This window comes from Planctopirus limnophila DSM 3776 (assembly GCF_000092105.1).
GTDB classification, from domain to species: domain Bacteria; phylum Planctomycetota; class Planctomycetia; order Planctomycetales; family Planctomycetaceae; genus Planctopirus; species Planctopirus limnophila.
The window spans coordinates 693,301-708,430 of the sequence record NC_014148.1 but is presented as its reverse complement, the minus strand read 5'-3'; the positions used below and the strand labels follow the sequence as shown (position 1 = coordinate 708,430).

Here is a 15,130-nt window from a genome sequence, read left to right as displayed (position 1 = left end):
TTTCACCTTTTCTCAACTTCTCATATTCCTTAAAACGAGCATGTCATTCAGGACGATTCAGGCTGGATACGCAGTGGAAAACCTTCGTTTTCCATCCATGAATCCTGAATGTCAGATCGTTACCGCAAAAACATTCTCAACAGTCGTGGAGGATTTCCTGTCCTCCAAACAGAGAATACTGGCAACCAGGGAATGGTGGGAATCGTGTCATCGATTCGAGAGCAGGATGCACCTCGGAAAAGCCAGGATGCACGGCGACAAAGACTGTGCCGATCACTGGAGACGAACACAGAGATCGCTCCTTCCACCGCAGATCGCTTAGAGCGTGCTTTCAGACCTCAGCCAGTCGTCAGTCGCCGCCAACATCCACTCATCCAGCGGCTCGTACAACTCACGAGACAACCGCTGGCTTACTGGATCTGGGCGACGGTATTGATCGGGATCTCGCTGCGATTTCTTCGTTTTGCCATGGTTCGCCCTCTCTGGTGCGATGAAGCTTATCTGGCGACTTCAATCCTTTCCCGTGACTTCAAGACTCTCTTCACGCCACTCGAATATGGCCAGATCGCTCCCAGTGGATTCCTGCTGGGGACATGGCTGAATGTGGCCACCTGGGGTGCTTCGGAAGTTTCACTGCGTACTCCCGCGATCATCATGGGGGTGGCGGCACTGGCTTTTTTCCCCTGGGCGATCCGTCCTTTGGCCAAACGGGAAGTCTGCTGGGTCGCGACGGTGCTCCTGGCTGTCAGTATTTTTCCTGTCCGCCTGGCCAGCGAACTCAAGCCTTACTCCATCGATCTTTGTCTTTCCGTATTGCTTCTGGGCTGTGCAATCCGGTCTCTTGCAGATTCGTCGGTCAGACGAACGTTGATCAAACCGCAGCATCGAGGGAACCATACCTGGTTCTGGTTTGGTCTCTTCGTGATCTTGTGTGTGGCCACCCCCTGGATCTCATTCCCGGGCGTTTTTGTCGCTGGTGGAATGATTGTGGGACGCTTTTTCTGGCAATTGTCGCCACCGCTTCCCAGACTTCCCGCAGGCTTGCTGTTGCAGATTCCCGTCAATGATCGATCCACAATTACGCGCATTCTGCCTTATCACTTCGAATCCCGCTCCCTCCGCCTGCAACGGGCCTTGATGGGCGGTTTTCTGGTTGGCATCCCCCTGGTACTCAGTACGTTTCTCATGTGGAACTGCTTTGGAAAGTCCGCTTATGAGCATGGCAATCAAGTCATGAATCTCAAGGTCTTCTGGCAGGATGCGATGCCCCGCAGTTTCTCTGCTCAGGAAATTCTGCGCTGGCTGGCTGAAGCTCACACAGGCAGCATGGTGGCGTATCCTGTGGGTGCAGAGCATGGTGGGAGTGCTGCGACCTCGATCTTTCTGGTACTCGGGATCGTTTTACTGGCATTTCGACAGCGGCAGATTCTTCTTCTGCTTGTTTCGCCGTTTCTACTGACAGCACTGGCCGCTGCACTTCAGAAGTATCCCTATGGGGGATCAGCTCGCATTGCCCAGCACCTGGCCCCGATGATTTGCCTGCTGGTGGCCTGGGGTGTGATCGCCATCTTCCCGAGAACAACAATCACTGGCAGACGACTTTGCCGCCTGCTGGTGGCTGTGATCGGCCTGGGTTTTGTTGTCGGACAAGGGATTTATTTCATTCAGAAGCCCGCTAAAGATCCCAACGATACTTCGATAAGAGAAACACTCGCCTCGATCTATTTGCAGACTCCTATCACGCAATCAATCCGCTGTGCCGCTGATGATCATCATGTGGCTTTTGCAGAGCATCAACTCTGTTCTGAGCAAGGAGCCAAGTTCAGGGCTAACCGCTTACTTGAAGAAGCCAATCGCAAGCAGCAGCTGAATTCCGTCGTTCCCACCAGTGAAAAAGTGCTGTTCTTCAGCCATCAGCCGATCCATGAACTCTCTCCTGAGATTCAGCTCGAGTTAGCACAAGCCTTTCCATCGACGATCTATACACCATCCCGGACATACCCTCTGGTGCATTCGAATCGTGATGGTCGGCATGCGGGCTATTTCTTCACTTTTGAAAGAGCACTTTCCGAATTGCAGCCACCTGCCGTCGATCACCCGTTGCCAGAAAGCCATCCATCGTCTGGGCAGGACAATCTGGATTTTGTCAGCAACAGCAACTTCCCCCGTTTGCCCTAACTTACTCTGTGGAATCGAGTTGGGATTGACCTTTGCCTGTACGTTCTGCTATTGAGCCCGATGCTTGAATCGATTTCTCGGGCACGGATTCTCTCCTGACGGGTCATGTTTTTGATAATGGCCCGCAGGTGCTTTTGCAGGTATCAACGGAATGAACCTTACTGGTCAATGCTCTTCTGCTGGTGGTCAAACCAGTCCGATGCGCCGCTTTCCTGATTGGATGCTGGAATGGCCTCTATATCTGCTGCTGGCAATCGTCGGGATCGTCTACTTCAGTCGCATTGAGTATCCCCCGCTGCGTGGTGAAGAAACCCGCCGCGCGCTGGTGGCGATCAATATGCAGACTTCGGGCGACTGGGTTGTTCCCCGCATGCAGGGAACACCCTATTTTATGAGCAGCCGCCCGCCAGTTCATAACTGGATGATCGCCGGCAGCATGGCCTTGAGAGGTTCCGAAGACATCACTTCGATTCGGCTGCCTTGCCTGCTCGCGGTCGCATTGCTTTCAATCATTTTATACGGGTATGCCCGGCAATCGTTATCGCGTGTCGGTGCTTTCGCGACGGGGCTGGCTTATGTCACCATGATTCAAGTCATGGAACTGGGCCGCACGGGAGAGACAGATCTTCCTTTCACGTTGTTTCTCTCATCGGCTCTGCTGTTGTGGCACACTGGCTGGCAGAAACAATGGTCGGCATGGATCATCTGGCCCGTGGCTTACTTACTGCTGACTGGCGCCATCATGACCAAAGGCCCACAGGCTCCTGTCTACTTCGCCGCGACTATCGGGCTGTATCTGCTGATCAATGGCCGTGCTCGATTCGCACTCTCCTGGGCCCACGTATCTGGCATTGCGCTATGTGCCAGCCTGATTGCGATGTGGCTTGTGCCCTTTTACCTGCAATTAGGAATGCCTGGTCTTCGCCATGTCTTTACCGGTGATGTGGTTCTTTATGGTGGTGATCGAACGATCTTTACCTATTTGAAACATCTGACGGAATTCCCAATCTCGCTGGTTGTGGGTTGCTGGGCTCCCTGGTCATTATTGCTGGTCAATCTGTGCTCGAAAACATGGCGTCAACGCATGGCACCTTACCATCAGGTGATGCTGTTTGCCGGTCTCGCTCTGGTCACATCGTTTCCGACAGTCTGGCTGATCACTGGCACCCGCACACGCTTTCTGATGTCTGTGTACCCATTGGCAGCGGTGCTGATCGGTGTGACAATCGAGACGCTCTATCAGTGGGTCAAAGCCTCGAAAGCCGTTGAGCTATCCTTAGCCTCCACGTCATCAAGTCGACAGGAAAATCTCAGCGACAATCCTGGGCCGATTCTGCCGCTCTCCAGGTTTATCGGCACCTTTGCCATCCTGGCCTGGATTGCTGGTGGAGTGATGGCATTGCTGACGGTGGCAACGGCGCTTTCGCTCCCTGTAGGAAATCTGTCAGTCCCACCTGTGTATGGCGTCTTTCTGATGATGGCTGCGGCGCTATTGGGCAGAACCATGTGGGTGTGCCGATCGACAGCCACCGAAGCGCGATGTATTCAAGGTCTTGCGGCCCTGGGATTGTTCGTTGGTGGAACATTCGTGACAGCTGTGGTTGACGATTACACTCGGCGCAGCTCGCGTATCGATCTGGCAGTCGAGAAGTTGCTTAAAGATCTGCCCGAAGGAGCGGAACTTGTCAGTTTGGGAGAAGTCCACCACAATTTTGAATACCAGTACTATCGACGCACTGGTCGCTTTATCCGACGGATCGATCCAGAGCCTGTTCAACCTCAATCCATATCGAACAGCGTTGAATCAGCAGCAGGTGCGGCTTCGATCAATAACAATCAGCGATCTATCATTTCCCGTTTCTCGCCTGAGCAACTTTCAGGGCTAACCTATCTCTGCACCTCGTACCCCAGGTATCTGGAGAGCGATTACCTGCCAGTCGCCTGTGAGCAAGTTTGCGTTGTGGCTTGTGGTCGTTTTCTTGGTAAAGACCCAGATATGGGAGTTGTGGTGGCGCGTTTGCCAGTCGAGCATCAACTCGCCCAGGAATTGCAGAACAGCACTGGCTTGCCAGCGCAGATTCAGAAAAGCTCGCAGCCATCAGGTGCGATCAGCGAACCTGGTACGATTCTGCCAGTCTCAGCGACTCAGGAATCCATCCCCAAGTAGACGTTGCCTTTACAGAACCGATGGCAGAGTGCCTGGCCTGTCGCTAATGAGTCCGTGACCTTGGGGAAAAACGATTTAACGCAGCGTCCTGTTAATCATCACATAGGGCTCACACCACGTTTCTTCCTCTGAGCCCGGTGTTGCGATCGCCTGAACGACTTCGAGTGGACTCATCATTAAATCGATCGCGACCCGGTTTTCCAGTGGCACAGGCTGCCCGTCGGCAGTCTGTACGACTTCGATGATCGGCCGGTCATATTGATTCCCATTCCGGCGGATCACCTGCGCAACGCTCCCATCATTGAGTGCCACCAGACTCCCGATCGGAAAGAGCGACATGACCTTGAGCAGAGAGCGTGTCACATCGGGATCGACATCGCGAGTTCGAGCCATCCTCAAGATGGTTTCCATCGCTGCATACGGTGTTAATGCCGGTCTCCAGGCGCGGGGTGAGGTGAGTGCCGTATAAGTGTCGGCGACATTTAAGATTCTGGAGCAGATGTTGATTCGTTCGCTGGTGCGTTGCTTAGGATAACCACGACCATTCGGCCGCTCGTGAACCTGGTAAGCGATGACGGCTGTCTGACTGGGCAACCCGGTCGTGCGGTCCAGAATCTCTGCTGTGTACTGAGAATGTTTCTGGATTTGCAGATGATCACCCACACTTAGGATGCGATCGGCGTTGAGCAGTTCGTCGGGGAGTTTGTACATGCCCCAATCGCAAACCAGACCCGTAACGCAAAGTCGGCGGCTGTTATCTTCGTCCAGTCCCATCTCGATACCAATCGCCATGGCAAGAACAGCCATTTTCAGCGAATGGTCGGCGAGATCGGGTTTCTTGGCAGCTTCCAGCACTACCGAGAGCACGCAATCGGTGTCTTCGGTCGATTGAGCCAGAAATTGAGCGGCCATCTGAGCGACGGCACCACCGGTATCATTGCGTCCCTGGAGTGCCTCTTTCACCAGATTGGAAAGTTCAGCCTGGGTTTCGCTGCGAAGCTCCGAAACATCTTTTTGAAGTTCTCGATCAAACGATGTCGCCCCATGCTGACGCACTCGATCGCGAACCGCAGGCCCGCTGTTCTGGATCTGAAAGAGACCCTGCTCGACGACATGATCCAGCTTGGCGGAAATTTCATCGTGGCTGGCCAGGCTCGAAGCAGAACGGAGTTCGATCTGATTCAGATTTTGAATCATGGAATCCGCAGCATGGGCACAGACACGATGAACACCCAGGCTTTTCAGCCGACGTTTGGCCAATCTTGTCAGTTCCTGACCGGCTGCCAGAAGCAGCCTTCCCCGTGTGTCATTCACAGGATAGGTAAGTGGCCTTCCGACGATCAGGTCGTCAATCGAGACTTCCCGTGTCTGGTCTTCATCGGTCGGGGCGGCTTCGGGGGCTGAGGCCGTAATCACGTGGGAACTCCAACTCCGGGTTCGTCAGCAGGTCGTACCTGCACAAAATGACCATAACTAGTCCGTATCAAAACATACCTTGCAAAAGGCGGCCAATGACGAACAAGGCTCCCGCTTTCAGAGATTTGAGGTGTTCGACTCTTCCAGATCATTCTGCCTTTAACGATTATGACCAGAATTTTGCATAGCAGTTTTCTCTGGCGGAGAGTTCAGTCACAGTGAGGAATCCGCTACGCTTTCCCCGACAGGATTCCTCTGGGGAATCTGTAACAACCTATCGCTGACTCGCCGTTGCGAGTGGGCGGATGCAGGCAGGCTGAACGCATGAAATTTGATGTTTACGGTGTGGGCAATGCGATCACAGATATCCAGGCCCGAATCTCGGATGAGCTACTGGAGAAAATCGGTTTCACCAAAGGGGTGATGACGCTGGTCGAATCCGACAAGCAAGGCCATGTCCTGGCAAGTCTGGAAGGTCACCCGGTGAATCGCTGTGCGGGTGGTTCTGCATCAAACACGATTGCTGGTATTGCCGATTTTGGCGGAACTGCGGCTTATGCCGGCAAGCTGGCCGATGATGAAATTGGTCGCTTCTGGTTGAGCGATATGCAGGCACTGGGGGTGACGGTCGACACACCGCTCGGCACGGGTGTTTCGGGGACGTCGGTCATTCTGATTACAGAAGATGCCCAGCGAACCATGCTCACTCACCTGGGAATTTCGGCCACGCTTGGGCCTGAAGACCTGAGTGAAGAACAGATTGCGGCATCGCAATACGTCTATGTCGAAGGGTATCTGTTCACGGGGGAAAGTACACGAGCTGCCGCTTACCGAGCGATTGAACTGGCCAAAAAACATCAGGTGAAAGTGGCATTCACGGTTTCCGATCCGTTTTTGATTCACCTCTTTCGAGATGAGTTCCTCAAGTTGATCGCAGGCCCGGTGGACCTCTTGTTCTGCAATCTCGAAGAAGCGCGCAGTCTCACTGGGAAGACCGAGCCTGTCGATTGTGCCCAGCAACTGCATCATCTGGCGGCTGATGTGGCACTCACACTGGGTGGCGATGGCTCACTGATTTTGCGGGACAATCAGGTGATTCCTATTGAAGCGACTCCCGTTCGCCCGATTGATACGACAGGGGCCGGCGATATGTATGCGGCTGGCATCCTGTATGGATTGTCCAATGGTCTTTCGTATCGGCAGGCAGGCCATCTGGCTTCGCAGGCGGCTGGTCGAGTTGTCTCGCAACTGGGGGCACGATTGTCGCGGAAATTCACACCTCAAGAAGTGGCTCGCTTTGCCAGCCTGTAGAGCAAAAGATTTTCCCCTCAGTGGATCCTGAGGCAGTGAATGACACTTCCTCATGATCTACAAGAAGTTTGCAGATGGGTTCTTGCATCTCAACTCCTGGCAGAGTTTACTGCGAGGAATGAGTGGTGAGTTCCAGCACGAAAGAGTGTGCGAGAAAGGAATCTCGTCGTGAAGGGTGCTTCTTTCGATTTCTGCCACGCCATCAGGCGACTCTGCGATGATCTCACGATTCGTCTGCCAGAGTTTCGGCATATCGATATGGATCAGGTGGCGATTGGTTTTGCCCAGGCCAGGCGAAGTGTCCCCTATGGTCTTCAGGCTAAGCTCACACCCATGCGGTTTGAAAATGGCAATCTCGTCACTCGACGCGGGCGGCACAACTGGACAATTCGCCGCCTCTTCGCGGGCGAGCAGGAAATCCTTTACATTCTCACGTTTTACCTGCCCCGTTTTCAGGAGCAGACATTCCGTGAGAAACTCATCACCATCTGCCACGAACTGTATCACATCAGTGCCGACTTTAACGGGGACATCCGCCGGTTAGGTGGTCGTTATCATGTGCATAGCCATAGTCAGAATGAATATGACCGTCAGATGGGCGAGTTTGTCGATCAGTATCTGAAGCTCAATCCCCCGAAAGAGCTTTGCCACTTCCTGAATTTCAATTTTCGACAGCTCGAACAGGAGTATGGCTCAGTCGTCGGACTCAAGATTCCCATTCCCAAAATGCTGAGAATTCCCGACCTGCGCACAGCATGATCGTTAACAGCAAGCGTCGTTACTGAGAAAGAGTTTCTGCATGACCAAGCCCCAGCCGACTGTCGCCATTGTTGGAGCGAGTGCTGACCGCACGAAGTATGGCAACAAGTCACTCCGCGCCCATCTGGCACAGGGTTTTCAGGTATTTCCCGTCAATCCGAAAGGTGGCGAGATTGAGGGTCTGAAGGTGTATTCGAAGCTGAGTGAGTTACCCGGGCCTGTCGATCGAGTTTCGATGTACGTCCCGCCTGCTGTCGGGCTTTCGATGATGGACGAAATCGCCAAGCTTAAGCCTCAGGAGTTATGGCTCAATCCCGGGAGTGAAAGTGACGAACTCTACGAGAAAGCCACCGCCCTGGGGCTGAATGTCATCATCGCCTGCAGCATTATCGACATCGGCACCACACCCATGGCGTTTGGCGATGCTTGATTCGTGATGGCCACAATCCAGCACGTTTTCTTGGCTCGAGCAGGTCAGACAGGGAATGAGGTGCCCAACCTTTCCGCTGGATCGCTGACAAGATCGGGCGTCTTCGATTTTTGGCGTAATCCCACGGGCCACCACCGTGCCGACAGAATCGCCAGATCATCCCAGATCGAATAGGCGACAGGTGTCAGAAGCAACGTCAACAGCAGTGACAAAGCCTGTCCCCCCAGGATCACTTTCGCCATCCCGGCCCGAGCGGCAGCTCCCGGGCCTTCCCCTAAAGCCATCGGAATCATCGCGGCTACCAGCATCACGGTCGTCATCATGATTGGACGCAGCCGCGTTCGATTCGCCTCGATGATCGCTTCATCACGCGGCACACCCCGTGCCCTGAGCACATTGGTATAGTCCACCTGGAGTATCCCGTTTTTCTTCACAATCCCAAACAGCATGAACAAACCAAACATCGCGTAGATATCCAGGTTAGTCCCCAACAAAATTAAAGACAGAATCGCAAACGGGATTGTGAGCGGAAGTGATAGCAAGATTGTAATGGGGTGGATAAAGCTTTCGAACTGAGCCGCCAGAATCATATACATGAATATGATTGATAGAATAAACGCAATAAAGAAGTATCCCATCGCATCGCTCATATCACGCGCCTGACCAATGAACTCCCAGCGATAATCGGCTGGGAGATCCATCGATTTCACGAATGCCGTCAGTTCATCCACCGCTTTTCCCAGGGCAAAACCTTCGAGGTTCGCCATGACGACGACTTGCCGCTGACGGGAAAATCGTTCGATGGTGCTGGGGCCAAACGCATCTTCAAACCGGGCGACGTTCGCCAGTTCGACAACACCGGTCGATGTCTTGGTGGAAGGAACGGTCAATCGCCCAATTTCCGCAGCGCTGGAGCGATGGTCCCGCTCGGCTCTCAGCCAGACATCGTATTGCTGATCGGCTTCTTTGTATTTGGAGACAGGCAGCCCACCCACGAGGACGTTCCCTGTCGTCGAGATTGCCGCCACAGAGACGCCCAGTTCCGAGGCCCGTTCTCTAAGTGGAATCACGCGAAGTTCGGGCTTACGAAAGGAAAGGCTGGTATCCACATCGACATAATGCTTGCGCTCTTTCATCCAGGCGATGATGCGATCGGAATACTCCTGCAGCTTCTCCATGTCCGGGCCACGTAAATTCAAGTCAATGGCCACCTGCCGGATTCCGGTTGCCTGAATGACCGCCACATCCTGCACGGCGGCCCGTAGATCCGGGTATTGAACGAGCAGCCTTCGGGCGTCACTCATCACATCGAACTGAGAAAAATCTCGCTCGGCAATCGGGAGAATTCGATAGTAAATCGTCGCTTTATTGACCTCTCCCTGACCTTTGGTAATCCGCCCGGTCGTATCGCCAATTGTGATGAACGAATCAGTGATTCCCGGTAACTGGCGAATGCGCAGGTCGAGTTCAGTCAACACTTCATCGGCCCGCTGCAGAGTATAGTCTTCTGGAAGATTGACTGAAACTTCAAACTCGCTCTGGTCATCTTTGGGCACAAAGTCTTTCCCAACCGCCACAAAGAGGACTGGTGTCGAAAAGAGAACCAGAATGGAAGAGGCCACAATCACCCAGCGATGTCTCATCGCCCAGCGGAGAATCGCCACATAAGCAGCCACAATCCTTTGCCAGAACCAGCCGCCTTCCCCATGATGACCGGTTTCCAGCTTCAAAAAGCGTGAGCAGAGCATGGGTGTCATCGTGAATGAAATGAGCATACTCATGAGAATGGAGAAGCCCACCACATATCCGAAGCTGGAGAAAAATCGCCCCACGATCCCGCCCATAAAGATCACCGGGAGAAAGATCACCAGCAGCGACATCGTTGTCGCGACCACAGCCAGTGCAATCTCTGCGGTGGCCGATCGAGCCGCCTCCATGGCTGAGAGCTGATACTCCTGCATGTGGCGAAAAATGTTCTCGTGAACAACCACCGCATCATCGACCACAATTCCGACTGCGAGAATCAACCCCAACATGGTGATGTTGTTGACGGTAAAGCCCATAAAATCCATGAAGGCAAATGTCGCCACCATCGAAGTTGGAATCGAGAGTGCGGCAATCAAGGTCGTTCGCCAGTCGCGCATAAAGAGCAGGATCGTCAGGCTGACCAGAACTGCCGCCAGTACCAAGTGCACCTGCACTTCATGCATCGAGTTTTCAATAAACCGAGACTGATCACGAATCACCTTGAGCTGAATATCCGCGGGCAAAATCGCCTGCAGTTCGGCAATGCGTTCTTTAATTTCGTGAACGACCTTGACGGTGTTCGTGCCGGATTGTTTCTGAATGATCAGGCTGACGGCAGCATCGCCCGCTTGGGAAACATTTTTCCCATCAGCGGCTCGCGTCCACAGCCGACTTAAGCCCCGTGGTTCTTCGATGGAATCTTCCACACGCCCCACATCACTGATGCGAACAGGCTGACCACCGCGATTGGCGATGATCAGGCTCTCAAACTCCTGGGGAGTGGCCATACGGGCCATGGTTCTCAAGACGACTTCGCTTGTTCCGCGATCAACACGCCCCCCGGGTTGTTCCTGATTTTCACGCAGCAAAGCCAGTCGCACATCTTCGATCGTCAGGTTTGGGAACTTCTGCAATCGATCAGGGTCGATCCAGATATTGATCGCTCGCTGTCGGCTGCCCACCATCGCGACTGAGCCCACTCCGGGCACAGTCTCCAGGATTTCCTTCACCTGCCGGCGGGCAATCTCGGTGATTTCTCGTTCATCGCGTTTGCCTGAAATCGCGACCGTCAGTACAGGTGTCGCATCAACGGCGAATTTGTCGATGATCGGCGCGTCGGTTCCTTCGGGCAATTGCGAAAGAATCGTGCGAACTTTCGCATCGACTTCCTGGGCAGCAATATCGCCATTTTTGTCGAGATCAAAGCCAATCACGACTTGAGAAGAGCCTTCTTTCGTCGTCGATTTCAACTCATCGATCCCGGCGACCGTATTGACAATCTCCTCAATGGGTTTGGTGACACCAGTCTCCATCTCCTCCACGCTCGCTCCGCGAAGCGTGGTGGTGATCGTGACCATCGGGACATCCACATTCGGAAACAGCTCCACCCCCAACCTGGGATAAGCGGCTAACCCGAGAATGACAGGCGCTGAAACCAGCATGGTGGTAAAGATCGGACGGCGAATGCAAAGTTCCCAGATGGTCACTGGTGGGCTCCTTTCGCTGGAGCAGCAGTTGCCTCAGAAGTCGTATTCGGTGCAGGCTCACGCAGTGTGATGGCGATTCCATCGACCAGTTGTGACTGACCGGATGTCACGACGGTTTCACCTGGCTGAAGATCACCCGTCACTTCCACATAAGGAACGCTTTTGCCATCAACCTGCTGCTCGATGCGTTCGCCAAGAATCACGAGAACTTCCCGCACTGTTTTTTGCGGCGTCACTTTGAAAAGCTTGACCACCCCGGCAAACCTCACAATCGCTGATTCAGGTACCACGACAGCCGTCGGGCGGTGATCCGTCAGAATCTGAGCGACAGCAAAAGATCCAGATTTCAGGCGGCGATCTTCATTCGGGATCGCCACTTCAACTTCAAACGTCCGGCTGCTTCTCTGAATGGTCGGGTTCACGCGTTTCACCTCGCCGGTGAAGATCTCACCAGGGTAGGCTTCAATGGTTACCCGCACTTTTTGCCCGGTCTTGACCTGTCCCATGACTCTTTCAGGAAGTGATACCTTCAGCTTCAAAGGATGTTCGATCACCAGAAGAAAGACGGGGGAAATCTGAGTCACGACAACATTTTCGCCTTCCGAAGCATGACGCTCGGCCACGGTCAATTGTGGCGAACAGGGAACTTTGACATCACCTTCGAGGCAGGTCAGTGTCGGGACCACCACCCGCGTATCTTGCAGTCGCTTTTCAGCCGTTTTTAGAAGTGCAATTTTCTGGCGAATGGCGGCTATCGTTTCTCCAGCCAGCAATCGTTGCTGGCGAGCCTCGACCTTGGCCACTTCGTAATTTGTTTCGGCTCGTTCCAGGTCATCCTGAGTCGTGACTTTTTGAGAGGCGAGTTGTCGCACTCGCTCCAAAGTGCGAAGAGAATTCAGTTCCAATAACATCGCCTTCTGGACGGCCGGGACAGCCTCGACGTTAAAGTTTTGCCCCGGCGGTTCCTTCAAACCCAGTTTCGAGAGTTCCAGATCCAAAGCACTCTGGCATTCCTTGACCGTCAGCAGGGCATCCTGAGGATCGATCTCCATGAGCAGATCACCCGGTGCGACGAGATCACCCACTTCTTTGTGGATTGCCAGAATTCTCCCACCAACTTGCGGGCTGAGGCTGATTTCTTCAAATCCTTCGAGCGTGCCCACCGCTTTGAGCATCCGCTGCACATTGGCGACCAGGGCAGGGCTGGTCGTGACAATCACGGCCGGTTTTGCCTTCGCGGCCAGATCAGGTGAATCCTGAGGATTTGATCCTGGAGATGCAGCCACAGAGTGAGTGCTTTCCCCCTCACTGAGGCGGGTTTCTTGAGTTACCAATAGCGATTGAGAATCCCGAGGAGTTGTCGTCTTTCCCGAGGAAAACTTTTCTCGCCAAAACCAGTATCCCACCAGCGAGACGACAGCCAGCGTTATGACGATCACGATGCCCCGGGTCAGGGACGATCCCGGCTTTGCGGGAGTTGCCGGGTGAATCATAGCGGGCGGAGGATTCGGATCGGTGATCTGGGCAGTCGCGGTCACGTCAATTTCCAAACAGTGTGGCAATGAATCGAGTTTTGCAATGAATACAGTGTGGCAATGAATGAGGAGACTTAGTTTCTATGTGAGGCTGGCGTTGAACTCGGAGGCTCTTTGTTATCGTTCGGGTGACGTAATGAGCAGAGAGTGTTCATGTGGGTCCTCCAGACCTCCCATCCCTCGCCAGTCAGTAAGCCTCCATAGAGCAGATCCATAATTTCTTGAGCCTGCTCCTGGGGATTGGCGATTCTTCCGGCCATGTAATTGGAAAACATGGTGCCATAGATGAGATCTCCCACGACCCGCCGAACTTTTTCGAGAGGCATGGAGCGCATGACCCCTTGTTCCATGAGTGCTGAAACAAGTGCATCCCAGCGGGCACAGGAGGGATCGTCTTCGAGATCGAAGTACGTGGGGCGTCGATGCTTGAAGTGTGATCTTTCAATCACCATCAGTTCGACGACATCCGGATTCTGCTGAAAGAACTGCAGGTAAGCTTCGATGACGAGGGACATCTGCTCAATGAGAGGAGCGTCGCGTGGTACCATGCTTTCGAGGGTCGTTGTGAATCTCGTAATCTCATGCTTCACCGTAGCGAGAAAGAGGTCCTGCTTCGTGGGGAAGTAGCGGTAGACCGTCCCCTTACCGACACCCAACCTCTGAGCAAGTTCCTGTAAATCGGTCGGCGCGTATCCTTTTTCTGCAAAGAGAGCCGCCGCCGCCTGAAGGATCTCCTCTTCGCGCTGCTTACGCAACTGGGGATTCGCAGGGCGTCCGGGCTTGATGGGTGAGTTCATGGGGACACCGACAGGGAAGAACTTGACGAACAATTATTAAACGGACTCGTCCGTCACATAATATCGCCGATCCGGTTCACGTCAAGAGGGCGTGATCTGCTCAATCACTCCACTAAAGAATCGGAAGCGATTGAGCTCGACAATCGACAAGAGGCAGGAAATCGCAAAAAGCCGAAGAGATCGTCGGAACTTCTGACAGTGACCTGTGTTTGACAGAGAGAGCCCTTGCCCACAGCAGATGTGGCTCGCAACAAGCATGGCGCTGGTTCCTCTGATGATTTGTGTGAATCGTCAGTCAAATAGCGGGTTTCAAGTCAGGTTCTTCACAGGTTTTCGGGAGTGTGTGATGTTGAAGATTGAACAAATTTTGAAGTCAGCGGGCCGCGTTGCCGTAGCAGTGGCTGCAGTGAGCTGTCTGTGGATTTCCACAGCTTCAGCACAGCCTCCAGGCGGTGGTCAGCGTGGTGGTTTTCAGGGTAGCATGGGTGGGGGAATGGGTGGCGGCCCTATGGGTCTGCTCATGATGCCCGAAGTTCAGACCGAACTGAAGATTACCGATGACCAGAAGACTAAATTCCGTGAAACGATGCAGGGGATGCGAGAGGGCATGGGAAATCTTCGCGATATGAGCCGCGAAGAACGCGAAAAGGCCATGACTGAACACACCAAAAAGATGACGGATTCCGTCAAGTCGATCCTCACACCCGAGCAGTTCACCCGCCTCGAACAACTTCAGGTTCAGCGTGCTGGAGTTGAAGCCCTCATGATTCCAACAGTTGCTGAAAAGCTGGCACTGACTGCCGATCAGAAGACTAAGCTCGAAGAAATTCGCACCTCATCGCGTCCAAATCTCGAAGGTATGCGCGATATGAGCCGCGAAGAACGCACCAAAATGATGGAAGAAATGCGTACCAAACGCACGGAAGCTCAGGCGAAAATGATGGAAGTTCTCACAGCCGAACAGAAGACAAAACTCGAAGAACTTAAGGGAGCTTCATTCACCTTCCCCGAAAACCCTGGCTTTGGAGGTCGTGGTGGTGCACCCGGACAGCCAGGTCAGCGTGGTCAGGGTCGCCCCGGTAATCGGCCAGCTCCTGCCGCGGCGCCTGCCGATGATCTCTAAGAATCAATTGTTTATCTCTTCGCCTACCGACTGAGCGACAACCTGAAGCCAGTGGTTTCTCTGACATAGAGACCACTGGCTTTCTCCTTTAACTAACCAACGACACGATTATTCATAAACAGGCTATTAATAACATGACTATTGATAAGCTGATAAATGCCAGCAGCGATTAATAATCAGC

Annotated in this window: 10 protein-coding genes; 6 read left to right on the top strand and 4 right to left on the bottom strand. The window is 53.5% G+C overall.

Translation table 11 applies throughout. The features are described from left to right. Positions 1-108 precede the first annotated feature (108 nt). Together PLIM_RS03000 and PLIM_RS02995 are read left to right on the top strand one after the other, a co-directional pair. Positions 109-2,178 carry a hypothetical protein gene (locus PLIM_RS03000; protein ID WP_041401015.1) on the top strand — a complete coding sequence of 690 codons (2,070 nt, stop codon included), beginning with the start codon at positions 109-111 and terminating at the stop codon, positions 2,176-2,178. Positions 2,179-2,329: 151 nt separating this feature from the next. Then, positions 2,330-4,345: an ArnT family glycosyltransferase gene (locus PLIM_RS02995; RefSeq protein WP_013108843.1), complete on the top strand. Its 2,016-nt coding sequence runs from the start codon at positions 2,330-2,332 to the stop codon at positions 4,343-4,345. A gap of 75 nt (positions 4,346-4,420) precedes the next feature. On the opposite strand, the gene PLIM_RS02990 is transcribed toward PLIM_RS02995, so the two are convergent. After that, positions 4,421-5,761, bottom strand: a complete 1,341-nt coding sequence (locus PLIM_RS02990; RefSeq protein WP_013108842.1) for an HD-GYP domain-containing protein — start codon at positions 5,759-5,761, stop codon at positions 4,421-4,423. 324 nt (positions 5,762-6,085) lie between these two features. Here PLIM_RS02990 and PLIM_RS02985 point away from each other — a divergent pair, with 324 nt between their 5' ends. The 3 genes from PLIM_RS02985 to PLIM_RS02975 all read left to right on the top strand — a co-directional run bounded on the left by PLIM_RS02985 (position 6,086) and on the right by PLIM_RS02975 (position 8,261). Then, on the top strand, positions 6,086-7,072 hold the full coding sequence (locus PLIM_RS02985; protein WP_013108841.1) for an adenosine kinase: 987 nt from the start codon (positions 6,086-6,088) through the stop codon (positions 7,070-7,072). 168 nt (positions 7,073-7,240) lie between these two features. Beyond that, a complete protein-coding gene (locus PLIM_RS02980; RefSeq protein ID WP_013108840.1) occupies positions 7,241-7,831 on the top strand; it encodes a putative metallopeptidase in 591 nt (196 codons plus the stop codon). Positions 7,832-7,871: 40 nt separating this feature from the next. Then, complete coding sequence (locus tag PLIM_RS02975) at positions 7,872-8,261, top strand: CoA-binding protein (RefSeq protein ID WP_013108839.1); 390 nt, start codon at positions 7,872-7,874, stop codon at positions 8,259-8,261. 44 nt (positions 8,262-8,305) lie between these two features. Here the strand turns inward: PLIM_RS02975 and PLIM_RS02970 are convergent, their stop codons facing one another. The 3 genes from PLIM_RS02970 to PLIM_RS02960 form a co-directional block, all read right to left on the bottom strand. After that, positions 8,306-11,494 (bottom strand): efflux RND transporter permease subunit, encoded by a 3,189-nt coding sequence (locus PLIM_RS02970; RefSeq protein ID WP_013108838.1) that lies wholly within the window; start codon positions 11,492-11,494, stop codon positions 8,306-8,308. Then, a complete protein-coding gene (locus tag PLIM_RS02965) occupies positions 11,491-13,032 on the bottom strand; it encodes an efflux RND transporter periplasmic adaptor subunit (protein ID WP_013108837.1) in 1,542 nt (513 codons plus the stop codon). Before PLIM_RS02965 ends, PLIM_RS02970 begins: the two co-directional genes overlap by 4 nt. Positions 13,033-13,103: 71 nt before the next feature. Beyond that, positions 13,104-13,826, bottom strand: coding sequence for a TetR/AcrR family transcriptional regulator (locus tag PLIM_RS02960; RefSeq protein WP_052301475.1), 723 nt, complete (start codon positions 13,824-13,826; stop codon positions 13,104-13,106). A 346-nt stretch (positions 13,827-14,172) separates the two neighbouring features. On the opposite strand from PLIM_RS02960, the gene PLIM_RS02955 reads away from it, so the two are divergent. Further along, positions 14,173-14,949, top strand: a complete 777-nt coding sequence (locus PLIM_RS02955; RefSeq protein WP_013108834.1) for a Spy/CpxP family protein refolding chaperone — start codon at positions 14,173-14,175, stop codon at positions 14,947-14,949. The last annotated feature ends 181 nt before the right edge of the window (positions 14,950-15,130 follow it).

Excerpts from the sequence above, each read along its gene's own strand:
- PLIM_RS02975 (WP_013108839.1), top strand. The coding sequence starts at position 7,872 with ATGACCAAGCCCCAGCCGACTGTCGCCATTGTTGGAGCGAGTGCTGAC.
- PLIM_RS02995 (WP_013108843.1), top strand. The coding sequence starts at position 2,330 with ATGAACCTTACTGGTCAATGCTCTTCTGCTGGTGGTCAAACCAGTCCG.
- PLIM_RS02960 (WP_052301475.1), bottom strand. The coding sequence starts at position 13,826 with ATGAACTCACCCATCAAGCCCGGACGCCCTGCGAATCCCCAGTTGCGT.
- PLIM_RS02985 (WP_013108841.1), top strand. The coding sequence starts at position 6,086 with ATGAAATTTGATGTTTACGGTGTGGGCAATGCGATCACAGATATCCAG.
- PLIM_RS03000 (WP_041401015.1), top strand. The coding sequence starts at position 109 with ATGTCAGATCGTTACCGCAAAAACATTCTCAACAGTCGTGGAGGATTT.
- PLIM_RS02955 (WP_013108834.1), top strand. The coding sequence starts at position 14,173 with ATGTTGAAGATTGAACAAATTTTGAAGTCAGCGGGCCGCGTTGCCGTA.